The 23,826-nt window shown below is 55.3% G+C and carries 16 protein-coding genes and 2 pseudogenes; 11 read left to right on the top strand and 7 right to left on the bottom strand.

What is annotated here, in order from left to right:
• Window positions 1-3 precede the first annotated feature (3 nt).
• Window positions 4-546, bottom strand: coding sequence for a redoxin domain-containing protein (locus BLR69_RS05525; protein WP_071495705.1), 543 nt, complete (start codon window positions 544-546; stop codon window positions 4-6).
• A gap of 514 nt (window positions 547-1,060) precedes the next feature.
• Complete coding sequence (locus tag BLR69_RS05520; protein WP_071495706.1) at window positions 1,061-3,301, bottom strand: putative bifunctional diguanylate cyclase/phosphodiesterase; 2,241 nt, start codon at window positions 3,299-3,301, stop codon at window positions 1,061-1,063.
• Between the two features lie 764 nt (window positions 3,302-4,065).
• On the opposite strand from BLR69_RS05520, the gene BLR69_RS05515 reads away from it, so the two are divergent.
• The 5 genes and pseudogenes from BLR69_RS05515 (at window position 4,066) to BLR69_RS05495 (ending at window position 9,486) form a co-directional block, all read left to right on the top strand.
• A complete protein-coding gene (locus BLR69_RS05515) occupies window positions 4,066-4,626 on the top strand; it encodes an ATP phosphoribosyltransferase regulatory subunit (RefSeq protein WP_076955250.1) in 561 nt (186 codons plus the stop codon).
• A 101-nt stretch (window positions 4,627-4,727) separates the two neighbouring features.
• Window positions 4,728-6,164, top strand: coding sequence for an IS1182 family transposase (locus BLR69_RS05510; protein ID WP_071495708.1), 1,437 nt, complete (start codon window positions 4,728-4,730; stop codon window positions 6,162-6,164).
• Between the two features lie 679 nt (window positions 6,165-6,843).
• Window positions 6,844-7,055: pseudogene (locus BLR69_RS30700) on the top strand (IS5/IS1182 family transposase); the annotation flags it as partial.
• A 260-nt stretch (window positions 7,056-7,315) separates the two neighbouring features.
• Window positions 7,316-7,879: a LysR substrate-binding domain-containing protein gene (locus BLR69_RS05500; protein ID WP_076955251.1), complete on the top strand. Its 564-nt coding sequence runs from the start codon at window positions 7,316-7,318 to the stop codon at window positions 7,877-7,879.
• A 596-nt stretch (window positions 7,880-8,475) separates the two neighbouring features.
• A complete protein-coding gene (locus BLR69_RS05495; RefSeq protein WP_083365777.1) occupies window positions 8,476-9,486 on the top strand; it encodes a fimbrial protein in 1,011 nt (336 codons plus the stop codon).
• Window positions 9,487-9,951: 465 nt separating this feature from the next.
• On the opposite strand, the pseudogene BLR69_RS05490 reads toward BLR69_RS05495, so the two are convergent.
• Window positions 9,952-10,233 (bottom strand): annotated as a pseudogene (locus BLR69_RS05490) (transposase); the annotation flags it as partial.
• Between the two features lie 723 nt (window positions 10,234-10,956).
• Between BLR69_RS05490 and BLR69_RS05485 the strand changes: the two are divergent.
• A complete protein-coding gene (locus tag BLR69_RS05485; RefSeq protein ID WP_166794301.1) occupies window positions 10,957-11,811 on the top strand; it encodes a fimbrial protein in 855 nt (284 codons plus the stop codon).
• A 559-nt stretch (window positions 11,812-12,370) separates the two neighbouring features.
• Here BLR69_RS05485 and BLR69_RS05480 read toward each other — a convergent pair.
• Window positions 12,371-13,471, bottom strand: a complete 1,101-nt coding sequence (locus BLR69_RS05480; RefSeq protein ID WP_071495712.1) for a polyamine ABC transporter substrate-binding protein — start codon at window positions 13,469-13,471, stop codon at window positions 12,371-12,373.
• A 62-nt stretch (window positions 13,472-13,533) separates the two neighbouring features.
• On the bottom strand, window positions 13,534-14,349 hold the full coding sequence (locus tag BLR69_RS05475; RefSeq protein ID WP_071495713.1) for a carbon-nitrogen hydrolase family protein: 816 nt from the start codon (window positions 14,347-14,349) through the stop codon (window positions 13,534-13,536).
• Window positions 14,350-14,473: 124 nt separating this feature from the next.
• Here BLR69_RS05475 and BLR69_RS05470 point away from each other — a divergent pair, with 124 nt between their 5' ends.
• Entirely contained in the window at window positions 14,474-15,256 is a 783-nt protein-coding gene (locus tag BLR69_RS05470) for a helix-turn-helix transcriptional regulator (RefSeq protein ID WP_071495714.1), read from the top strand.
• Between the two features lie 207 nt (window positions 15,257-15,463).
• Here the strand turns inward: BLR69_RS05470 and BLR69_RS05465 are convergent, their stop codons facing one another.
• The gene (locus BLR69_RS05465) at window positions 15,464-16,492 is read right to left on the bottom strand and encodes a fimbrial protein (protein WP_134434914.1); all 1,029 of its coding nucleotides are present in this window, start codon (window positions 16,490-16,492) and stop codon (window positions 15,464-15,466) included.
• A gap of 251 nt (window positions 16,493-16,743) precedes the next feature.
• Window positions 16,744-17,847, bottom strand: a complete 1,104-nt coding sequence (locus BLR69_RS05460; RefSeq protein WP_071495715.1) for a DmpA family aminopeptidase — start codon at window positions 17,845-17,847, stop codon at window positions 16,744-16,746.
• Between the two features lie 276 nt (window positions 17,848-18,123).
• On the opposite strand from BLR69_RS05460, the gene BLR69_RS05455 reads away from it, so the two are divergent.
• The 4 genes from BLR69_RS05455 to BLR69_RS05440 all read left to right on the top strand — a co-directional run bounded on the left by BLR69_RS05455 (window position 18,124) and on the right by BLR69_RS05440 (window position 23,819).
• On the top strand, window positions 18,124-19,776 hold the full coding sequence (locus BLR69_RS05455) for a ShlB/FhaC/HecB family hemolysin secretion/activation protein (protein WP_166794303.1): 1,653 nt from the start codon (window positions 18,124-18,126) through the stop codon (window positions 19,774-19,776).
• A 174-nt stretch (window positions 19,777-19,950) separates the two neighbouring features.
• Window positions 19,951-21,204, top strand: coding sequence for a filamentous hemagglutinin N-terminal domain-containing protein (locus BLR69_RS05450; RefSeq protein WP_071495717.1), 1,254 nt, complete (start codon window positions 19,951-19,953; stop codon window positions 21,202-21,204).
• Between the two features lie 207 nt (window positions 21,205-21,411).
• Window positions 21,412-22,629 (top strand): MFS transporter, encoded by a 1,218-nt coding sequence (locus tag BLR69_RS05445; protein ID WP_071495718.1) that lies wholly within the window; start codon window positions 21,412-21,414, stop codon window positions 22,627-22,629.
• A 62-nt stretch (window positions 22,630-22,691) separates the two neighbouring features.
• Entirely contained in the window at window positions 22,692-23,819 is a 1,128-nt protein-coding gene (locus tag BLR69_RS05440) for an efflux RND transporter periplasmic adaptor subunit (RefSeq protein ID WP_071495719.1), read from the top strand.
• Window positions 23,820-23,826: the final 7 nt, after the last annotated feature.

Raw genomic sequence — 23,826 nt, 5'->3', positions numbered from 1 at the left:
CTGTTAATTTTTGATTGGCGTGCTTTGTGGCGAATTCGCCAGAGCATCCAGCGCATCCAGAATGCCGTCCGCCCCAGGGTTGATTGCCATTGGTGAGACGTAGCTCCAGGCGACCACCCCCTCCTTGTCAATCACGAACAGTGCCCTCTTACAAACTCCGAGCTGGGATTCGTACGCTCCATACTGTCGTGCCACCGCCCCTTTGGGCTCGAAATCGGCCAGCAGGCTGAAGTGAAAATTCCGATCTTTGGCAAAGGCCTGATGACACCAGGCGCTGTCAACCGAGATACCCAGTAGCGCCGCACCGTATTCTCTGAATGTGGGTAGCAACTGGTTGTACAAGGTCAGTTGGTCACCACACACCGAAGTCCAGTCAGCGGGATAAAACGCCAGTATCACGGGGTTTCCCTTTAGCTCACGCAGCGACAACTGTTGATCAGGGGTTGCGTGAAGAGTGAAGTCGGGCGCGACAGTACCGGCCGGCAGCGGACCCTGAACCAGGTCGCCATTGGTTTTTTGTGCATCATCGAACTCTAAAGTGTTCATTGCTTGAACCTTGATAGATGGGTGGTTGGGACGTGCTCAGTGGGATGCGACGTGCCTGGCGGGATAACTTCATCCACCATCAAGGGGTTCAAAAAAAGACAACGCTGCCTCGATCTCAGCCTGAGCCTGAGTGATTTCGGCAGCGAAACGTTCACGTTCCGCATCAAGGAACACAAGAAGATCCGCCGTGTAATCGCGGAATTGGATTAGGCCAGGTTGGCAGGGGAATGGTCAGATTCGCTCTGGCTCACCAATGACTATAGTCGTTGATGACGCTTGCCGTAGTAGCTGAACGAATTTTCGGTACCCTCCAGTGCCAACAACAGTCACGCGCTTAATGCGTCCACGGCCAGGCGTGTTGAGCAGAGCTTGGGTCTAAAGCGCTCAGTTTCCCAAACGCTTCTGGACCCGGCAAAAGATCTGAAGCGCTCAACAGGAACGCTCCAGGACCTAAGTGGCAACTGAAGTGTGGTTCAGGGCAACCGGACTCGTTCGAATCTGAAGATTCGCCTTTTCAAACTTCGGAATAGACAAGATCGGGCGTCAGGGACCGGGACGCGCGAAGGCTTAGGAAGGCTTCGAGGTCAGCATAGGGCATCGGTTTAGCAAAGTAATACCCCTGAAAAACATCGCAGCGACCGCCCTTGAGAAAGTCCACTTGAGACTTGGTTTCCACACCTTCGGCGACCACCGTCAGGCTGAGGTGATGGGCCATGGAAATAATGCCTTGGGTGATCGCGGCATCGTGATGGTCGGAAGCGATATCCCGGATGAAAGAACGGTCAATCTTGATTTTGTCGATGGGTAAGCGCTTGAGGTAGCTGAGGCTGGAATAACCGGTGCCGAAATCATCGAGCGCAATGCGTACACCTAGAGCCTTGAGCTGGTGCAACGTGTCGATCGCCTGCTCAACGTTATGCAACAGGAGCGACTCGGTAATCTCCAGTTCCAACTGCCCGGCGCTAAGTTCGTACCTGTTTAGCACTGCCTGTATACACTCGACGAACTGCCCACGCTGGAAATGCATCGGCGAAATATTCACGGCCATCGAGATGCCTGTGATGCCCTGCTCGCCCAGTTGACGCAACTGCGCGCAGGCCGTATCGAGTACCCAAAGGCTCAGCGGGATGATCTGACCACTGTCTTCAGCCACTGTTACAAACACCGCTGGTGAGATAAATCCCTTTTCCGGATGCTCCCAGCGCAGCAAGGCTTCGATCCCGACCACCTGCCCCGTGCGTGCGTCTATCTGCGGTTGATAATGCAGCTGGAAGGATTGAGTTTCGATAGCCTTTTGCAAGTCATTGCGCAGGCTCGCGTGCTCGCAAAAACGTTGATTGAGGTCGCTGGTGTACCACTGAAAGTTGTTGCGCCCTTCCTGCTTGGCTTTGTACATGGCCATGTCCGCCTGCTGAATCAGTTGCATCGGCTGCTCGATGTAACCATCGCTCAGGGTGATGCCGACGCTTGCACTCACATGCAGGTCAATACCCTGGATGCAGTAGGGTCTGGCAATGCTCGCCATCAGGCGCTCGGCTACGGGTACAACGTCCTCGTCACGCAGCAGGTCAGGCAGGAGCACAATGAATTCGTCACCGCCCATGCGCACGATGGTGTCACCGGGACGAACTTGCTGGGTCATACGTTGCGCCACTTCGATCAGCACCTGATCGCCAAAGAAATGCCCGATCGAATCGTTGATGGATTTGAATCCATCCAGATCAATGCACATCACCGCGAGCCGCCGATTACGCCGACGACTGATGTGGCAATCCAGAACCAGTCGCTCTTCAAGCGAAACACGGTTAAGCAAACCGGTAAGCCGGTCATGGCTGGCGTTGAAGCTCAATTCGCGTTCGAAATGTTTCTGCGCGCTGATATCCCGGGCAATGCCGAATACTCCGACGATTTCTCCGTTGACCATGATGGGCAGGTTGGAGATATCCATGGTCAACAGTTGCTCACTTTCGTCGCGAAGCTGTGCCTCGAAGCGCTGAGGCGCTCCGGCACGGGCTGCGCAAAAATGCTGACTAACCCGTTGCAGATCCTCATCGAGAACCAGATGGGAAAAGTGATGACCAATGAAATTGACGGCCGTGTGCGGTTTCAGCTTCAGGCCTGCAGGATTGACGCTCTGGATGTTGCCGGCCAGATCGAGGGCGAACACCGGGTTGGGGTTATAGGTGAACAATGAACGAAAACGTTGTTCGCTCTCCTCCAATCGCCGACCGTCACGCTCATGACGGATCGCAATGACGGCCAGTTGCGCGGCAAAAACCAGTTGTTGAATCTGCGCCTCGTCCGGCGCATGGATGCTCTTTTGGTACAGGGCAAATGTCCCCAACACCGTTCCTTGATGGGAGAGCAAGGGGACAGACCAGCAGGAATGCAGGTTATGCCCCAGCGCCAAGCTGCGGAAACGGTCCCAGTTCGGGTCCCGGGCGATGTCTTCAGTGACCACAAGCTCGCGCCGGAACGCCGCGGTGCCGCAGGTCCCTTCCTGCGGACCAATGGCCATGCCATCTATCGCCTCGCTGTACTCGGTCGGCAGGCCGGGTGCCGCGCCGTTAAGCAAGTGTTTGCCCTCGGCATCCGCCAGCAAGATAGAGCAGTAGGTTTCGGGAGTCTGTGTGTCGAGCATCTGGCAGATGGCGCAGAGTACATCGCCCAGATGCTGATCGGTCGCAATCATGCCGAGAATGTCACGTTGCGATTGGTGGAAGGTCTTGCTCTGAAAACTTGGACGAGGATTCATGGTGATTCCTGAAGACTCTCGATTCGTCCGGTCTTCAGAGAGCCAGAAACAGTAGCGGGCCGATCACTGTCCACTTGTGCGTCGGATATACAGTCTATAGAGCGTCGCCCCGTTAAAAACAGACTCAGATCTAACAAAAAAAGCAGGATCACATTGTTGCCGTCTGGCTGACTTCGCTGTCTCGACTTTTGGAAATCCGCCCTTTTACGGACGTTCACGACACCGCAGGTGGCCACATCGAACGCTGCGATTTTCAAGCCTGATTGTTCACCCGTGGCTACGGCGTGGGCGATGCCAAGACGACGCCGCACCCTAGCGATTTCGTCCGCGCCCTACAGACCGCTCTACTGGAGTCCCGTCATACTCCCTATGGCCGAAAGCAGTCATTTGTGGACGGCAGCTATCGGCCCAGGCTGTGTGAAAACGGCTTCGGTGGGACGCGTCGCCGGTTTGTCAAAAAATGCGGTGGCTTGTAGGCGCTCCCGCTTTTGTGCAAGGATTCGCTATGACTCAATTTATTCCAAGCAATCGCCATCATCATCACGGACCTCGCTCAGGGTGCCGCGGTTGCGTACGCTCATCGATTAATCAGAGTTCGAAACATCGATTCTGACCACTCAGTGAACCAAACCAAGGCGCCAATGGCGCCTTTTTTATTGCCTGTAATTTGGAGATTATGAAAATGACTATGCTTCGTGGAACTCGAATAGTGACTGGGAAAGAAGCTGCAATCATGCGTGAGATAGAAGGCCGTTTTCGGAGCTATCTTCATCAATGCCGGGGCTGAAGAGGCCATAGTTCCTGCGCTATGGGGCCAGGACACTTTTATTGAGAAAACCGGCGGGAGTGAAATTATCGGACAAATGTGGGCCTTCAATGACAAGGCCGGACGTCCTTGTTGCCTCATCCCAGAAGCAACCGCGCTCTTTCAGGAGCGCAACGATGTGCTTCTCGGGTCACGAGAAGAAGCGATGTTTTTCTATGTGGCGCGATGTTACCGGTATGAACGACCCCAAGCTGGTCGTTATCGCGAATTCACTCAACTGGGACTCGAAATTCTTAGTCCCACACCAGCACAGGCTTTGGCGCGTAGCCAAACAATTTGCACTGGCTTTCTTGATTCGCTGGGACTGGAATATGAACTCAGTCTCGCAGTGAAGCGTGGACTAAGTTATTACCTTGAGGGGAATGGCTTCGAGGTGCGTTGTCCCGTATTGGGCGCACAACAACAAGTTGTCGGCGGCGGTGCCTATCGAGAAGGAGCTGGGTTCGGCATCGGACTTGACCGGTTGGTGCTGGCCTCAGGAATGACTCGGAGTCTGTGATCTTTAAGGCGCCTCCACCAGGAGGCGCTTTCAAACCAGACAGGGTGAAATGGTCTTGGCTTGTCTAAACTTCTTTCGTCGAGATCGTAGCGGGGGCGATCATGAAGCGATTTATTGAAGGTGAGGCTCGGACGCAAGTCACCTTGCTGCCGGAGTGTCTGGACGATTACGTAGCCGAAGAAAACTCAGTCCGAGTGGTCGACGTTTTCGTCGATGAACTCGACCTGGGCGCACTTGGTTTTGGGGGCGTCGATCCTGCCGCAACGGGTCGTCCGGCCTACCACCCAGCGGTGTTGCTGAAGATCTATATCTACGGCTATCTCAATCGGATTCAGTCCAGCCGCCGACTTGAGCGTGAGGCCGAGCGCAACGTCGAGTTGATGTGGCTAACGGGGCGTTTGGCTCCGGACTTCAAAACCATTGCCGACTTTCGCAAAGACAACGGCAAAGCCATTCGCAGCGTATGCCGCCAGTTCGTAGTTCTTTGCCGCAACCTCAATCTCTTCTCTCAGTCGATCATCGCCATCGACGGCAGCAAATTCAAAGCCGTCAATAGTCGCGACCGCAACTTCACTCAGGGCAAGGTGAAGGCACGCATGCAGCAGATTGAGCAGAGCATTGATCGCTATCTGGCGGCGATGGATTCGGCGGATCGGGCCACGCCCGAAGTGGCCGAGGCCAAAGCAGAGCGGCTTAAAGAAAAGATAGAAACACTGAAAAAGCAGATGCAGAAACTCAAGGAAATCGAGGCGCAGCTCCACGAAAGTCTAGACCAGCAGATCTCCCTCACAGACCCAGATGCACGCTCAATGGCCACGAGCGGCCGAGGCACCGGAACCGTTGGCTACAACGTACAAACAGCTGTCGATGACAAACACCATCTGATCATTGCCCATGAGGTGACCAAAGTGGGTAATGATCGTGGGCAACTGAGCAATATGGCGAACCAGGCGCGTGAAGAAATCGAGGCTGAATCGCTGACAGTGGTGGCCGACCGAGGCTATTACAAAGGTCTGGAAATCCTTGCTTGCGAGCAAGCCGGCATCACTACCTACGTACCGAAACCCCTCACATCTGGCAGCAAAGCCGAAGGCAGATTCGGCAAGCAGGATTTCATTTATCTGATTGCGTCGGACGAGTATCGATGCCCTGCGGGACAGTTTCTAACCAGGCGGCATTCGTCGATGGAAGACGGCATGTTATTGCATTGTTACTACTTCTCGGGCTGCCAGTCCTGCTCAATGCAAAAGCAATGTACGACGGGTAAGGAGCGCCGGGTGAAGCGCTGGGAACATGAGGCGGTAGTCGACGCGATGCAGGTTCGGCTAGAACATGATCCAGCGATGATGAGGGTTCGTCGACAGACCGTTGAGCATCCTTTTGGAACGCTCAAATATTGGATGGGAGCCACCCACTTCCTGACCAAAACACTTCCGCGGGTAAGTACCGAAATGAGCCTTCACGTGCTCGCCTACAACCTCAAACGAATGATGAGCATCTTCGGCGTCGCAGGACTGCTTGAGGCGATCAGGGCGTGAATCCAGCCGCTTGCTCGCCGGTGAGTAGCCGTTTGGGCCGCTGACGCGGCCCAAACGGCATTACGAACGTCTATGTAGCTGACTAAGGTAATTCGCACTTCCGCCCACTGATTCCACAGGCAACCCTCGCGACTCACTGTTTTCGACGCATTTAGCGCGTTTTCACACAGCCTGGGTCGTTTTCTGCCCATCGCGACAGGCCGCAAACGACCCCAAGCTGACTGTGGCGATAGGTGGAAATCGGCCCTGAACAGACATTCAACAGCGGACATCATTGGGCTAGCTATGAAGCACCTCATAGGTCAATCCAGCCTCAAAATATGAAGCTCTCCATTCGAGAGATCCTGCATGTGACTCGCACAGCAAGCGAACGATACATCCAGCCTCATCCATCGAAATCGCTTCCACCTCCGCGATATCTCCAGGAGCCGCCTCCCGGGGGTTCAGCCAATCAGAGAGCACTACCTTTGTTTGGTCAACCTCGATCAGCTTTATGATATTGCCTTTGGAAAGTGTCATTACGGCTCGCCTAAACTTGTGCCGGTATCTGGATGCGATTTTGACGCAGGTTACTGATTTATCTGACCCATTTACAGCCTCTGGAATCCCAAGCAAGGTCATGATTGCCGAGTATTCGAATGGGTCAATGACTTCCGGCGGCTTGGGTCAAAATCGCATCAGCGCCAACATCGAGAGCACCAAGACGTGATCGATCGGGTTGAAGCGCAGTTCGACATCAAGCCGCAACGCCTCATCGGCGATACCGAGTACGGTACAGCGCCGATGTTGGCCTGGATGGTGGAGGAAAAGGACATAGAACCTCACGTGCCGATGCGGGACAAAACCGAGGCCAAACAATCCAACGTAATGTGGAGATCCACTGATAGCCATCCGAATCCAACTGGATCTCTGTCAGAAAATCGCCAGTCGCGATCGCTCGCACGCCCGGTTCAAGTGGGGGCAACATTGGGGGCATATTTGAAGTTTTTCTGCCTGAAAATACCGTCCTAGAGCCCAGTCAAAATGTTTTTTGGCGACCCTGAGAGTCTTTAGGCGTCGTCTGGCAGGCTGTTCGGATGATCATTTCTGCCTGTCCACAAAGCATGTAGTTCAATTCACTTCCAGTGGATTGCTACATTGGAAGGGCATATTTGACGTCATGCTATGGATGGTTTGAAAACGACGGCGGCGTAGAACTTGAGCCGGCAATACAAGACGTATTACATTTTGTATGTCGAGCCGATCATCCACTTGCTCAGAAGGAGAAAATCGAGTGGTCTGATATTGCTTCATTTGACGTAGTTGCATTAGCGCAAGGATCAGGTATACGCAGGCTGATAGATAGGCAATTCCCCACAGGCGGAGTTATTGCACACTTCACGTACGAAGTAGCCAGAACCCCTTTAACCCTGGAAATATTGGAACAAAACGACTGCGTTTCGGTTCTACCCGCTCTGGCACTTACTTATCCTGACTCCGCGAAAAAATCCCACTACAGACCCATACGTGCCCGAGTAACAATAAGAGATATTGGGTTTATATTGCCAAGCAGCCCTCTTTCAGCGACGGCTCAGGCGCTCAAAACAACTTTAAAACAATTCCTTAAAGCACAACCAGAACAAAGATTTTCGGGTGTTATCTTTTTCTCAGAATTACGCCATAGCGCAAGTGCTTTCTCACTTGACTCACAAACCGGCATCCACACTGGACCGTGACCTTAAAGGCCTCGATGAACCACTCGATAACTTTGGCTTATAAAAAGCATGGACTGGCGGGTACCGCAGGGGCTGAGCACTCACAACACCTTTCCGGAGGCTGTACAAAAAATATACCGCCCACCGCATGTGCCTATGTCGAACCCTTTGGTCAAGTCAACCATATCAATCATGGTTATCGAATTACTGACGCAAACGATTGAGACGCTCGATAGGTCCCGTTTTTAGCGGCACGCCTAACCAAAGGGCAATCGGCATCGGATCTCATCGGCAACGAATTCAATTGTTTTTTTGACGCATAGAGATTTTTCCTTCTGGGCGTAGGATTTTTCTGATTCCCAGTAGAGCGCCAATTGATCATGATTTCAAAGGAGTCAATTGACGATCAGACGATGCGAGTTTTCTCAGCTCATTAGAAATGCTCGAATTATCCGACATCAACAGTCAATTACACACCCCACCCGTTACTTGTAGTTTCAGCGCTCAATGAAAAAACGGCTGGATATACAGATAGATGCCGGACGAAAAGTGTCATACTTTTAATATCAACCACCACATCAAACCTAAATACTCAATCTGCAAAGGTTCCTTGAGCCATGAATAGCACTCCCCAAATTGGAAAAATATCAGCATCCCACACAACACTAAATCCTCTTGCATTTAAGTGGCATATCGTAGCTCTAATTTTAATAACCCCCACCCCGTCGCTCGCAATGTGCAACTTCAAGACCTCTAACACCACAACACAGATCATGAGCGTCAGCCTACCCAAAACAATTAATCTTCCTAGAGATATCCCTTTGGGTACGACATTATTCGAATCCGCAGCATTCCAACATACTGATGCTACCGAATTCTATTGCGGAACTACGGTACCCTGGGGAATACAAAGCAATTTGGGAAGCACGACCACCGGGTCGGACAAGTTTCCTATAGGCAACACTGGCATATCCTGGCAGTATATTTACGCCAAGGTCCCTATGACAGCATTTGGCAGTTCAACCTTACCCTTTAATGGAATAGGCTATACGCTTAGTCCAAATGCATCGGCTATACGGTTTATAAAGACCGGCAACATAGCGAACGGGGCCACTATTCCAGCTGGCGATGCTGGTAGCTTGACTGCAGAGACGCTGAAGTTAGCGACCTTTCGACTTATCAACAACACAGTCTTTGTTCCGAGCTCGTGCGAGACTCCTAATATCAATGTAAACATGGGCCAACATCGACTGGAGGATATTCCTAGGGATGGTTCCCCGTCGAAAAAAGCCATCTCTTTCAATCTTAAACTTAATAATTGCCCAGCGGGCATCAAGAACGTCAGTTATACCCTCACCCCTCTTGCATCGTCCCCCTCAAAGAGTGATGGTCAAGGCATTATAAGTCTTAACGTAAACTCAACAGCGAAAGGTATTGGCCTACAACTCACTGACAGCAATCTAACCCCCATCGCACTGAACAAAGCCAAATTATTTAGTGAGTATTCAAGTACAGGCGGAAACTTCACAATTCCTTTGAACGCGCGCTACATCCAAACCGCTAAGGGATCGGACGTAAGCCCTGGCACAGCGAATGCCGAAATCACATTCACCATGAGCTACCAGTGATTGGCGGCTGCAGGCTCACTGCCGGAGCCATTAGCCCTCCGGCCAGGCCTGACTGAGATCACCCCTCACGTCCGTATGGGCAGCTTCTTGAGCGCTTGCGACATAGCCACCGCACATTGAAGCAACTCAGCCACGCGAAGAAGGCATAGCTGGTGGAACGTTTTGCGTCGCCCGACTCCAACCAGAAAATGTGCATCAGAGGAACACGGGCGACTAAAACTGCTCACTGAGCACGTATTGACGAACCGCAACCCGATCATGGAGTTGCGCTGACGTGATACCGCCGGGATTCTCGTGCAAACGTCCCGAAAACGTGGGCGATCTCCCATGTCGGGCTTTTAGGGATGCTCCGATCAACTCGCCGTGTGCCGGCGGTCAGTCGCAACTTTCTCGAAGTGACCCGCTATTTGCTGAGAAGCGAACAGTGCATCGGGTATTGAGGGCGTTTTTGTCCGGCTTTCGGTGTTAACTGCGCAATTCACCCATACCCATCAGTTGTTTTCGAGCCATCCACAGGTTCGACAGGGCGAACAGTGCGGTCAACTGGGCCGGGCTTTTCATCAGCCCACCAAAGCGTACCTTCACATAACCGAACCGCCGTTTGATCAGCCGAAAAGGATGCTCGACCTTGGCCCGCGTCTGAGTTTTGTAGTACTCGATCTTGCGTTTGGCCTTGTACAGCAGACTGCGTTTATTCAACTTGGAATAGGTGCCGCGGCGAGCCGCGATTTGCCAGATCAATTTACGATAAAACAATCCCTTAAAGCACAATCAGAACAAAGACTTTCAGGTGTCATCTTTCCCCCCCGAATAACGCCGTAGCGCAAGCACCTTCTCACTTGACTCACAAACCGGCATCGAACCGTTTGGTCAAATCAACCATATCAAGCATAGTTATCGAATTGCTGACGCAAACGATTGAGACGCTCGATAGGTCCCGTTTTTTAGCGACACGCCTAACCAAAGGGCAATGGGCATCGAATCTCATCGGCAACGAATTCAATTGTTTTTTGACGCATAGAGATTTTTCCTTCTGGATGCAGGATTTATCTGATTCACAGTAGAGCGCCAATTGATCATGATTTCAAAGGAGTCAATCGACGATCAGATGATTCGGGTTTTCTCAGCTCATTATAAATACTCGAATTATCCGACATCAACAGTCAACTACACACCCCAACCGTTATTTGTAGTTTCAGCGCTCAATGAAAAAATGACCGAATATACAGATAGATGCCAGACGAAAAGCGTCATACTTTTAATATCAACCACTACATCAAACCTAAACACTTAATCTACAAAGATTCCTTGAGCCATGAATAGCACTCCCCAAATTGGAAAAATGTCAGCATCCCACACAACACTAAACCCTCTTGCATTTAAGTGGCATGTCGTAGCTCTAATTTTAATAATCCCCACCCCTCGCTCGCAATGTGCAATTTCAAGACCTCTAACGCCACAACACAGATCATGAGCGTCAGCCTACCCAAAACAATTAATCTTCCTAGAGATATTCCTTTGGGTACTACATTATTTGAATCCGCAGCGTTCCAACATACTGATGCTACCGAATTCCAATGCGGAACTACGGCACCCTGGGGAGCACAAAGCAATTTGGGAAGCGCGACGACCGGGTCGGACAAGTTCCCTATAGGCAACACTGGCATATCCTGGCAGTATATTTACGCCAAGGCTCCTATGAAAGCACTTGGCAGTTCAAGCTTACCCGTTAATGGAACAGGCTATACGATTAAGGCAGAGCCATCGGCTATACGGTTTGTAAAAACCGGCAACATAGCGAGCGGGGCCACTATTCCAGCTGGCGATGCTGGTAGCTTGACTGCAGATACGCTGAAGTTAGCAACCTTTCGACTTATCAACAACACAGTCTTTGTTCCGAGCTCGTGCGAGACTCCTAACATCAATGTAAACATGGGCCAACATCGACTGGAGGACATTCCCATGGATGGTTCTCCGTCGAAAAAAGCCATCTCTTTCAATCTTAAACTTAATAATTGCCCAGCGGGCATCAAAAACGTCAGTTATACCCTCACCCCTCTTGCATCGTCCCCCTCAAAGAGTGATGGTCAAGGCATTATAAGTCTTAACCTAAACTCAACAGCGAAAGGTATTGGCCTGCAACTCACTGACAGCAATCTAACCCCCATCGCACTGAACAAATCCAAATTATTTAGTGAGTATTCAAGTACAGGCGGAAACTTCACAATTCCTTTGAACGCGCGCTACATCCAAACCGCTAAGGGGTCGGACGTAAGCCCTGGCACAGCGAATGCCGAAATCACATTCACCATGAGCTACCAGTGATTGGCGGCTGCAGGCTCACTGCTGGAGCCGTTAGCCCTCCGGCCAGACCTGACTGAGATCACCCATCACGGCCGTATGGGCAGCTCCTTGAGCGCTTGCGAAATAGCCTACGCACACTGAAGCAACTCAGCCACGCGAAGAAGGCATATCTGGTGGAACGTTTTGCGTCGCACGACTCCAACCAGAAAATGTGAATCAGAGAAGCTACCAACGACCAACTCCCTTGCGGACAAGTTGCAATCTCTCGCTTCGCAGGCCAACTAAGTCAAACCTGCCTGTACTGAGGGCATCGGCGAGGCAGAAGCTCTGGGACCCTCATGAAGGAGCCAATCAGTTGCGATCAAGTCTGGTGACAAGACGCTCCACAATATCCACGACAAAGGGCCATGACCATCAGGGTATTGTCAGGATTTTATCCCTCAGCCACAAAACCTTCAGCGCCAACAAGATACGGTTACTCTACAAGTTTCACACCACACATTTGTTCGGGCTGCTCGACGCAGCCCAACGCGCAGGTCACCTGTAATTTCCCACTGCCTTGCGTGCCTCTAAAGCCCCATCACGTTCCGCTTTTAACCTTGCTCCATATCCGCGTACGTACGCGCTCCAGCTTCAGCGGTAGCGGCTCCAACGGAAACAACGTATCCAGAACAGCCTTTGAAGGATAAACCCCTGCATTGTCACGAACCTTGGCATCAACGAGGCTCCTGGCATCCTTATTCGCGTTGGCATAACTGAGGTAGTTGGACGACTCGGCAATCACTGCCGGACGCAGCATGTAATCGATAAATGCCAGTCCCTGTTGCGGGTTCGGTGCATCGCTGAGCAATACCAGACTTTCGACCCACACCGGCGCGCCCTCCTTGGGAATGCTGTATTGAATCTGGCGGCCATTGCCAGCCGCGTCAGCGGCTTTCTTGGCATCCATCACGCCGCCAGCCCACCCCACCACCGCGCAGATGTTGCCGTTGGCCAGATCGGTGATAAAGCGCGACGAGTCGAAGTAACGGATATGCGGGCGAAGCTTGAGCAGCAACGCCTGGGCCTTCAGGTAATCGTCCGGGTTCTGGCTGTTGTAGGGCAGGCCGAGGTAATGCAAGGCAATGGGAATAATCTCGCCCGGTGCATCCAACATCGCCACTCCGCAGTCACCCAACTTGGCGAGATTTTCCTCTTTGAAAATCAGGTCCCAGGAGTCGACTGGCGCCGTGCTGCCCAACAGCGTTTTGACTTTCTCCACGTCATAGCCGATGCCCGTGGTGCCCCACAGGTAAGGAACGGCGAAGCGGTTGCCGGGATCGTTGCTCTGGAGTTTGGCCAGGATGTCCGGGTCGAGGTGGGACAGGTTCGGCAGCTGAGAGCGATCCAACGCTTTGAGCACGCCGGCCTTGATCAGGTTCGGCAACAGATCTCCCGTGGCCACCACCACGTCGTAACCGCTGCGCCCGGCCATGAGCTTGCTCTGCATGACCTCACTGTTATCGAACACATCGTAGGCGGACTGGATGCCGGTTTGCGCCTGAAAGTTTTTCAAGGTATCGGGGGCGATGAAGTCGTACCAGTTATAGATATTGACCTTCGGTTCTTCAGCATGGACGCAGACTGCAACGCTGCTGACGAACAAAGCGAGGAACCATGGCGCGCATCGTGTACCAAGCATCGAGATCTCCTGGGCAAGCGGTCACGCCTGCCAATTGATTATTTTTATGGTGTTGGAATGAATCAGCTGATCAACCACTCGCGGCGCCCGTCGGCATGCTCCACACGCTCGCCAGCCATCAGCAGGCGCCGATCGTTGAGGTAGTGATAGTCCGCTCGGGCGGCTGCGATTTGTGCCAGGTCCAGCGTGATGACTTGCCGGGCCTCGTCGCGCTCGGCCTCCAGCAATACACGGCCAAATGGGTCGACAACGGCACTGCCTCCGGCAAACACCAGGCCGTCGTCGCCCTCGCCGGCTCGGTTGACCATTACGGCGAACACCTGGTTTTCCTGTGCCCGGGCCATGATCGCAGTGCGATGCACAGGGCCATACGGGTCCATATTGCCGTTGGTGACGATGATCAGTTCGGCTCCCAACTGAGCCAAAGCCCGGGCGGTTTCCGGCAGCTCGATGTCGTAGCAGATCAGGATGCCAACCCGCACTCCTTTCCACAGGGTGGTGACGAAACGGTCGCCCGGGCGGATGTCGCCGCGTTCGGAAGGCCACAAATGGGTCTTGCGATAACACAACGAGATACCTTCAGGGGTGACCAAAACCGAGGTGTTGTAGAACACGCCTGCGTCGTTCTCGACCAGTCCGATGATCACCGAGACATTGCGTTGGCACACGGCTTGTTGGATAGCCCGCAGCGATGGGCCTTCCAGGGTTTCAGCTACCCTAGCCAATTGCTCGCCACCGACGAAGCCCATCAAGTGGGTTTCAGGAAACACCAGCAGGTCGGTATCTGCATCGCAGTGGGCGATGGCATCCAAGGCGCGTCTCAGGTTATAAGCGGTATCGCCATCGCGGCCGGCTAACTGCATGAGTTCAATCTTCATCGTTGATCCTTGCGCAAGGTTGAGTCCACGCGGGTACTGCATGAACGTGGGCTAGAAACGAGTATGGGCTGCGTCTGCATGGCAAAAAATCACTTCGATGGGGTACCCCCGAATGGGTAGTGAAATGAATCTGACGTTGCAGGATGTGGCCTGGCATGGCTCGGTCGGAAAGCTGATCGAGACCCTCGACCGTCCAACGTTCTGGACCTCCATGGCGCGCTTGCTCAACCGGTATGTACCGATGGACAACTGGGTCGTGCTGATCTTCAGCGCCGGCCGGCCACAGCTACTGGCGGAGTCTCCAGGCGAGGACGGCGGCCCCGACTCGCTGTTCCAGGACTACCTCAGGGGGTTGTACCTGCTTGACCCCTTTTACCTGGCCAACCGGGAAGCACCGGCCAGCGGGCTGTTTCAACTGGACGACGTTGCCCCCGAATGCTTTGAACAGACCGACTACTATCAACGCTACTTTCGCCTCAACGTGGTTGCCGACGAGGTGCACATCAACGTGCAACTCGATCCGGAGCGTACGCTCAGCCTATCCCTGGGCAGCCGCAGCCGTTTCACGCAGCAACAGATCGCGTTGCTGGGGCTGATTCAACCTTGGGTCGCGGCCCTCATGCGTCAACGCTGCCTGTACGAACAGGGCTTGAAGAACGCGCCGGAACCGGTGGCGGACTGGCAGGAGCGCCTGAACGCCCCGACGCTGAACATCAGCTCGACATTGTCGACGCGCGAAGCGGAGGTGGCCCAGTTGATGCTCAGCGGCTGCTCGAACAAAGAGATCGCACGCAAGCTGGCGATCTCTGCCGAGACCGTGAAAGTGCACCGCCGGCACCTCTATAACAAGTTGGGCATCAAGTCGCAGTCCGAGTTGTTTTTGCTGTTCCTGCAAGCTCAGGAGTGACGCACAAGGCTGAACTGTGAGCGTCAGATCGACTTTTGGGCCAGGGCGTGAAGTAATCTCCACGATGTGTCACCGGACGTGCACGCAAACAGGGCCAGGCATGTCAGGCGCTCTGTAATCGACTCCGCTCACACGCCTACGATACAGCAGCAACTAAAAAGCACTCCAACACGCCTCGCGAGGCAATATTGAGTAAAAACCTCTCGCCTACTGATAAGACAACGTTATCGCAGCGCCCGCTCTAACAATTCCAGGAGTTACCACTGATTTAGTTCGAACGTACCTCACGGTTAACAGCTTGCTTATTATACTCTGTGAATTCGATACACTTCCCAATGGTTTTCTGGCCGTCAATGAGTCTGAGGGAGAAAACGTCAACGGCATATTGTTATCAAGTATCTGCAACCCTAAACCCGCAGCAGCACTGGGCAGCTTTTCCAAACTTAAAACAGAGGTAGTATTGGCAACGTTATTTACATCCGTGAGCGTATAATTGACTTGATAATCAGCAAATGCATCCTCGCACACAGAGACTATCGTAAAAGATGTATCACCACTTGTGCTATTTATCGACTGGATTCTCGACACATCGACGTTTGGCAACTTCACAATCGCAGGCATACTGAGTTTGCAGGTTTTATTCTTCACCTCAATGGCCGTACCCGATACCGAAAGAGCCGTTGCCGCCTGCCTCGCTGTAGGAGATCCCTGCCACTGTGAATACAGTTCAGGAAGCCCCGTAAATTTTAATGATCCCGACGATAGAGCTGTATAGGCAACCAACTGAACGCGCGCACGCATACCGATATAGTAATCCTGAGTGGTAATTGTCAGCGACCTCAATTGAATAGGTTTATTTCTCACTAAAGGGAAGTACGTACCATTGACACTTGCCTCAGCAATAACACCAACACCAGGGGTAGCGGTCCTGAAAATATCATACGATACTCCATTAAACAGAATCGTTTTTCCGACAGGCTCAGCGACCGACTCTGCGTAAATAACCACCCCGCCCCCTGAGCTATCAGGCGAACACTTAATCGCCAGGGAGCTCACAACTTCACTCCACCCTGACGAGATAAATTGGCCTTGCTCAAGTCCACCGACATAGTTGATAGTCGCCGGCAGATTGACAGCAACAGTCGCTCCGGGCATCGAGCTCACACACGCAACAGCAAGCGCTTCAACAGAGCACAGACAAAGCAAAAACCCGACGCCTAAAACACTCGCTTTCAAAACCACACCTATTTGCCTTTACCAAAGAGAACACAACCACGCAGCCGTGAATACTCGCTCCATACACATCAAAAAAATTGATGCTCCGAAAACATATTCAACTATAAAGCCGACATTTCACTTCAGCTATAGCCATTAACCACCTGAATCATCAGATACTTCACGAACGAAGTGCGATATTTCTTACTTCTAAACACTTTACAGTGCCGTCATTTCATAGAGGTGACGAGTATTTTCACCCTCGCGCATTATCATGGCTTAGGTGCCCAGCCGACTTTCTCCATAGCCGTCAGTAACTGATCAGGCGTCAAGGCAAGGGCTTGTTTGCCTCGCCCCTGCAGATTTTCGGCAGCCAGCATTGCATTGAGGATCGCCTCTTCGACCGCATCCGCCGCTGCCACGAACAGGGCGGAAATGTAGTCGTTGTTGACCATCTGCAACGCCGTAGTAGCCGCGCCGGGATGCCCCAGGTTAGCGATTGGCAAGCCGGTGTTGCCCACAGAAAACGCGATGAAAATATCGCCACTGTCGTCTTCGGTGCCGCCCCCCACACGCGCCAATCCAATGCTTGCCCGCTGGGCCAACCGCGTGCATTGGTGAGGCAGCAAGGGTGCATCAGTGGCAATCGTGATCACGATGGACCCCATTCCCGGCACCCCCACATTCACGTCGCCGGCATAGGGCGAAGGCACATCCTTGAGTACCGTACCCGCGGGGTAGCCCGCCACACGCAGTGCGTCGCGTACGCCGTAGTTGGCCTGAACCAGCGCACCGACCGTCCAGCCACCTTCCTCGGCGCTCAACACCCGCGACGAGGTGCCAATCCCGCCTTTGAATTCATGGCAGATCATGCCCGTGCCGCCGCCCACGCAGCCTTCCTGAACCGGGCCGCTCTTAGTGTCACGCAGTGCAGCCTGTACATGCTCGGCAGTGACATGTTGGTCCCAGATATCACTCAAGATGCCGTCGTAGGTTTCGAGCACCACCGGCATGCACCAATAGGTGTGCTGCTTGCCCATTTCCCGTTCGGCAGCGACCAGCGCGTCGCGCACCACGCCGACGCTATGAGTATTGGTATAGGCAATCGGCGTGGTCAGTAAACCCGCCTCACGAATCCACTCCAACCCCGTGGCATCCCCGTTGCCATTCAAGATATGCACGCCGGCAAAGCACGGCTCCAGATGCGCGGCGACCGCACGCGGCTCGATGATGGTCACCCCGGTGTGCACGGAGCTGCCTGCCTGTTCGGCGTTCAGCGTGTGGTGGCCGACACGGACACCAGGTACGTCGGTGATGGCGTTGAAGGTGCCCGGTTTACCGGTGCCGATCACAATGCCAAGATCTCGTAAGCGCATGTTTTAACTCTCAATAATCGAGTGAAGAACGTGCTTGAAGTCTAGGCCTGCACAGCGTGCGTGACGATAACCTCCTTTGTGTACCCTTGAGGCGTTAGGTGCTTCGTAGGATTTATCCTCATGGCTGTGCGACCTCTTCCCCTGAAATATCCGTAACTTCCTAAACCCCAGAAGTTTCGTCTTATTTTTTGCTGTGCCCTGCGTTCTTAGCATAGGTGGATGAAGTCAACGCCCGGAACACTCGGCCTCCCCACCTCCCTCGCCACGACCTTGTACGTGGCGACGCTATACCTGTGTGCAACCGTTCAACTCGCGCGCGCCGCCAGCCCCATCGACACCGTCACCAGCGCGCAGCGCCTGCAAGACCAGCAGCTCAAAAGCTTGCAAGCCAAGGCGCTCGGACCTTCAGGCGCGCTTTCCGCAACGCCATTGCCCTCAGCCAATCCATTGGAGTTGCCAGAAGAATCGCCCTGTTTTGTCATCCGTAGCGTGGACTGGAAAGGCGCAGATGATTTCAACTGGCTCGAACGTGCCCCCGCAATCGTAGGGCGTTGCGTGGGCGGCGAAGGCTTGACGGTCTATCGCCGCTGGGTGGCGGCGCAACTGATGGCGCGCGGGTACATCACCACCCAGGTGCTGATACCGGCGCAAGACCTGAGTACCGGCCAGTTGAGCGTCCACCTCATTCCAGGGCAGATGGGCGAGATCCATCAGCAACCTGAATCGCTCGGCTGGCCTGGCCTGGTTTTTCCAGCAGCCAAAGGCCAACTGCTGAATGTGCGCGACCTGGACCAGGCGCTGGAAAATGTGCGACGCCTGCCGGGTCAGGCAGGAACGACGCTGAATGTGGTTCCGGGTGCGGGACTGGGCGAAAGCGACGTGATCATTCAGCAACCACCACAGACGCGCCGGGTATTTGGCTTGCTGACTGCCGATAACGCAGGTATCGACGCCACGGGACGCCACCAGTTGGGCGCCATCGTCGCCATTGACTCCCCGGCCGGGCTTTACGATCAGTTGCTGGTGACCTACAGCACCGACACAGACTTCAGCAACCACACTCACGGCTCTTCCGCCAAGAGCCTGTCCTGGAACGTGCCCATGGGCTATGGCCTGCTCTCCGTCGGTGCCAGCGAATGGAATAGCAAGCAAGCGCTATTCAAGGATGCCGGTGGACGCAGTATTGCGTTCAGCTCGCGAACCCGACGCGTCGATGCCGGCTTCGACTACGTGGTGAGTCGTTCCAATCGCAGCAAAAGTGTATTCAATGCGCGATTGGTTCAGCGTGAAGATCGCTCGTGGGTGGCCTCGACCGAACTCCTGCAGTTACGTCGGCAGATCACCAGCTATGAGCTTGGCCTGACCCACCGCGCCAACCTGGGGCTCGGCAAGTTCACGGCGCAAGTGGCAATGCGCAGCTCCCTGCCCGGCCTGAGCAAGTACCCGGGAGCGGTCTACGAGCAGCAGGACTGGAGCGGCCGCTATCACCTGTTTACTGCCAGGGCGGCGTTCGAGATCCCGTTTGAGCTGGGCGCGATGCACCTGGGTTACCACAACGCGCTGGTCTACCAATACGCCCCGGTTCCGGTGCCGTCGACCGAATACATGCAAATCGGCGGCCGCTATACCGTGCGCGGATTTGATGGCAACACCACCCTGGCCGGACCGACGGGCTGGACACTGCGCAACGAACTCGCTGCCGCCATCTTCAGTGGCAGCCAGGCGTATACCGCACTGGATGCCGGTGCCGTGTCCCCCATAGGCGGGCAGCGGCACGGACAACAGCAACTGGTCGGTGCAGCCATCGGCATGCGCGGCAGCGTCGGTCGCTTTGGTTATGACCTGGCACTGGGCACACCGATCAAGGCCACGGACGACATCCTCGCCGCTACGCCCACCCTCGACTTCTCAGTGAGCAGCCGCTTTTAGGCTACCCCGTTCCCTCCCATGGATGGGAGCTCCAGTGCCACCCAGTGCACTGACCCGGCGCCCGCGGCCACCGTTGCGGGACGCCTTTTTTCTCCAACTATCGAGGTCTGTATGAACCCAATGATCAAACCCTCCAGGCGCCCATCAACACGTACTTTGCTGGCCCTCGCATTAATGGGCAGCCTGCCTGTGCTGCAACAAAACGCACAAGCGCAACCAGGCCTGACGCTGGACGCGGGTGCTACGCACAACGCCATGCTGTCGCAGATCAACGACACGCCGGTGGTCAACATCGCCGCGCCGAACGGCGCAGGTGTTTCCCACAACCGGTTCACCGAGTTCAATGTCGGGGCTGCCGGGTTGATCCTCAACAACAGCACCACCGGTGCCCAAACCACCCTGGGCGGGGCCATTGGCGGTAACAGCCTGCTCAATGGGACATCTGCCGGCGTGATTCTCAATGAAGTCACCGGTAAAACCGCTTCGAGTATCAATGGGCTGATCGAGGTTGCAGGGCCCAGTGCCCGCGTGATCATCGCCAACCCCAACGGCATCACCGCCAGCGGCGCCGGCTTCATCAACGCCAACCGGGTGTCCCTGGTCGCGGGCACGGCCGTGCTGGATGCCAACGGCCAAGTCGCCAGGTTGCAGACTGACCACGGCCGTATTCGCGTAGAAGGTGCTGGCCTGGATGCGTCCGGCGCCAATGAAGTCGACCTGGTTTCCCGTACCCTGCAGATCAATGCACAGCTGCAAGCCAAGAAGCTCAACGCCGTGGCATTGAAGGGTGAAGTTGATGCGGCTGACCCTACTACTGTGCTCAAGCGCCTTGGCGCTGATGGAACAGCGGATATCGCGATTGACGTCGCTCAACTGGGCAGCATGCACGCGGACTCGATTCGCTTGCTCGGCCAGTCCGCCGGCGTGGGCGTGAACGTGGAAGGCAAGGTCAATGCCCTGACCGGCAACTTGAAGGTCACCGCCGACGGCAAAGTCCAGATTGCGTCTACCGGTGTGCTGGAGGCCAAGCAGGCACTGGCGATATCGGGCGACATCAGTAATAAAGGCGTGCTGCGCAATGGCGGCTCCTTGAGCCTGGTCGGCAACCTGGACACCCAGGGCCCGATTCGCTTGGGCGGCAATACCGGCGTGAGTGGCAAACTGCAGCCTGGCAGCATTATCACTGGCGGCACTTCGGGCAACGCCACGGTCGGCCAGAATGGTATTGGCATCGTGATCAATCGCCCGGCCGCTTCGTATCCTTCTTATCCTGCTTACCCTGTCGCGCCGGTCGCACCCGTCGCCTGGAACAAGCCGGTAGCGAGCTATCCGGCATTCAACTGGAGCGCTTATCCAGCCTTCGCCTTTAACAGTGCGGCAGGCGTAAAACAACCTGCCCGTGTACTGCCACAACCTCGCTACTGGTAAACCGATCCAACCGGGCGGCGTGGTTCACACCCGCCCGGTCATCCCTCCCGCTGATCGCAATCCCTGGACGATGACAAATGAAGCCTGGGGTTTCGGGCATGGTGTCCGTAGCGCCCCTCCGTATCATTTGTCAGTGGGCACAGCCCCCATACGACGCCACTGAAAACCCATCTTCGACAAAGCCCTGAGCACTGGGCAGGGAGACTCATGTCCGCCAAAAGCACACAGCACGGATCAACAGGTCTGTTGCTTTTCCTCGCGCTGTCATTGGTCGTTGCGCTGATGAACAGCAGTGCGCCCACGCCACTCTACCCCCTGTACAAAGAGCATCTGCAACTCAGTTCAGTCGACTTGACGTACATCTTCGGTGCCTACGGCATTGGCGTGTTGGCCGCCCTGATTGTCTTGGCGGGTGTCGCCGGGCGCATCAAGGAGCAACGCTTTTTACTGGTGCCGGCCATCGCGCTGGTGATGTTCGGCGCCTGGCTCTGTGCCCTGTGCGACTCCCTTTTAGCACTGTGTGTAGCGCGCATGATCGCCGGGCTCGGCGCCGGCATCATGACCACCAGCGTCAATGTCTCGCTCGTCAGGTTCGGCCCCCGGGATAACGGTAAATTGGCAGCGACTCTGGCCACCCTGGCGATGATCACCGGGCTCGCACTCGGCCCGATTCTCAGCGGCGTGGCGCTACAACTGGACCTGAACCCGGCGAGCCTGCCCTTCTGGCTGATCATGGCCGCCATTGCCGGCACGGGTGCCGGTGCGTTGGCGCTGTGGCCGAGGAACGGGTCGCTACCCTCCCTCGATCATCCCCACGCAAGCTCAAGCCTGCGAGAAGGCCTGCGCGGTATCGGCCGCCCCTTTCACCTGTGCGCGTGGTCGGTGTTCTTCAGTTGGTCGCTGGCCGCATGCATCTTCGTGATGGGCCCCGGTGCTGCCGAGCAGCAATTGGGCCTGGGTGATCGCGGCCTGTTCGGCTATTGCATGGCGGTGTATCTGCTGATCGCCGGCGCCAGCCAGTTGCTCTGCCGACGGCTCGAAGCCCCCCGCGCATTGCGCTCCGGGCTGATCGCGCAATGTGCAGCGCTGTTATTGCTGCTGGCAGCATTCAATGCCCACTCGCTGATCCTGGCCGGATTCGGCCTGGGGGTGGCGGGCTATGCCTATGGGGCGATTTTCGTGGGCAGCGCAAGGCTGATCAACCAGCTTGCGCCCGCGCACTGCCACGCCAAGTTGGTGGCGTATTTCTACACCACGATCTACCTGTTCAACGCCGTCCCCATTCCGCTGGGGCTGCTGGTGGACTCGATGGGCCTGGCCTGCGGCGTGCTGATCGCGCTGACCGTCTTCCTGGTGATCGGTGCCGTGCTGGTACTGCTTGCCGCAAAAGCCCGACTTCCCCATGCCCACCCACTGCCCGGTTAAGTGCTCCCCCGTCGGACCCCATCGGGTTCTTACCTTGATTTCCCACCTCAGTAGCAAGAATCATGAATAGAAAACTCAAAGTATGCGCTGCGGGTGCCGCAGTGCTGATCATCGGCGGCGCAGCTGCGCTGTATCTGTATACCAACGCCACCCGCTCGGCAGGCGCGACCTCCGCCGCAGTGGCACCGGCCATCCAGGTGGCGGTTGCAACGGCTACGCAAACCGATATGCCCGACAGGCTGGCGGGGATCGGCGAACTGGAAGCCACCCGCCAAGTCATGGTCACCGCCGAGAGCAGTGGCCTTGTGCGAACCCTCCAGTTTCAACCCGGTGAGCACGTGAAAGCCGGACAAACCCTGGTGCAGCTCAACGATGCGCCGGAGCAAGGCGAGCTAGCCAGGCTGCAAGCCCAGGCCGCCAATGCCAAGGCCCAACTGCAGCGCTCCCGTCGCCTGCTGCCCCAGCAAGCGGCCACACAGGAAGAGTTGGACCAAGTGCAATCCACCTACGCTCAGGTGCTCGCCGACATCGTGAGGATCAAGGCGTTGATCGATCAAAAACGCATCAAGGCGCCTTTCACCGGGGTGCTGGGCGTACGCAAAGTCAACCTTGGCCAGTTCGTAACAGCCGGCGACCCATTGGTTTCGCTGACGGACCTGCAAACCCTCTACGCCAATATCACCGTCCCCGAACGAGCGCTGGCCCAACTCAAACCCGGACAGGTGCTGACAGTCCAGGTCGATGCTCATCCTGGGCAGTTGTTCAAAGGGCTGGTCAGCACTATCGAGCCACGCATCGACCCAAGCACCCGGACCGTGTTGGTGCAAGCCACATTGCCCAACCCGGGCAACCTGCTGACGCCGGGTATGTACGCCCGCGGGGAAGTGCACTTGCCAGACCGGCATGACGTCATCAGCGTGCCGGAAACGGCCGTGAGCTACAGCGCCTACGGCGACTTCGTGTACGTGGTGCAAGGCGATCCCACCCAATTGACGAGCACGGTGCGCCAGGTCTACGTGAAAACCGGCGAACGCTCGGCGGGCCGGGTGGTTTTGCTTGAGGGCGTGCAGCCCAATGATCGTGTGGTCACTTCTGGCCAATTGCGCCTGCGTAGCGGTGCCTCGGTGCGCATCGCGTCGAGGGACACCGTAGGACTCGAACCGGCGCCCGAGCCGGCATCGAGCCGCTGATACCTAA

This window comes from Pseudomonas azotoformans (assembly GCF_900103345.1).
GTDB classification, from domain to species: Bacteria; Pseudomonadota; Gammaproteobacteria; order Pseudomonadales; family Pseudomonadaceae; genus Aquipseudomonas; species Aquipseudomonas azotoformans.
This window is presented reverse-complemented; position numbering and strand designations above follow the sequence as displayed.

What these genes read in the sequence shown, in the direction of transcription:
- BLR69_RS05520 (WP_071495706.1), bottom strand. Translation starts at nt 3,301, where the DNA reads ATGAATCCTCGTCCAAGTTTTCAGAGCAAGACCTTCCACCAATCGCAA.
- BLR69_RS05475 (WP_071495713.1), bottom strand. Translation starts at nt 14,349, where the DNA reads ATGAAGATTGAACTCATGCAGTTAGCCGGCCGCGATGGCGATACCGCT.
- BLR69_RS05460 (WP_071495715.1), bottom strand. Translation starts at nt 17,847, where the DNA reads ATGCGCTTACGAGATCTTGGCATTGTGATCGGCACCGGTAAACCGGGC.
- BLR69_RS05470 (WP_071495714.1), top strand. Translation starts at nt 14,474, where the DNA reads ATGAATCTGACGTTGCAGGATGTGGCCTGGCATGGCTCGGTCGGAAAG.
- BLR69_RS05525 (WP_071495705.1), bottom strand. Translation starts at nt 546, where the DNA reads ATGAACACTTTAGAGTTCGATGATGCACAAAAAACCAATGGCGACCTG.
- BLR69_RS05445 (WP_071495718.1), top strand. Translation starts at nt 21,412, where the DNA reads ATGTCCGCCAAAAGCACACAGCACGGATCAACAGGTCTGTTGCTTTTC.
- BLR69_RS05480 (WP_071495712.1), bottom strand. Translation starts at nt 13,471, where the DNA reads ATGCTTGGTACACGATGCGCGCCATGGTTCCTCGCTTTGTTCGTCAGC.
- BLR69_RS05450 (WP_071495717.1), top strand. Translation starts at nt 19,951, where the DNA reads ATGGGCAGCCTGCCTGTGCTGCAACAAAACGCACAAGCGCAACCAGGC.
- BLR69_RS05510 (WP_071495708.1), top strand. Translation starts at nt 4,728, where the DNA reads ATGAAGCGATTTATTGAAGGTGAGGCTCGGACGCAAGTCACCTTGCTG.
- BLR69_RS05495 (WP_083365777.1), top strand. Translation starts at nt 8,476, where the DNA reads ATGAATAGCACTCCCCAAATTGGAAAAATATCAGCATCCCACACAACA.
- BLR69_RS05485 (WP_166794301.1), top strand. Translation starts at nt 10,957, where the DNA reads ATGAGCGTCAGCCTACCCAAAACAATTAATCTTCCTAGAGATATTCCT.
- BLR69_RS05440 (WP_071495719.1), top strand. Translation starts at nt 22,692, where the DNA reads ATGAATAGAAAACTCAAAGTATGCGCTGCGGGTGCCGCAGTGCTGATC.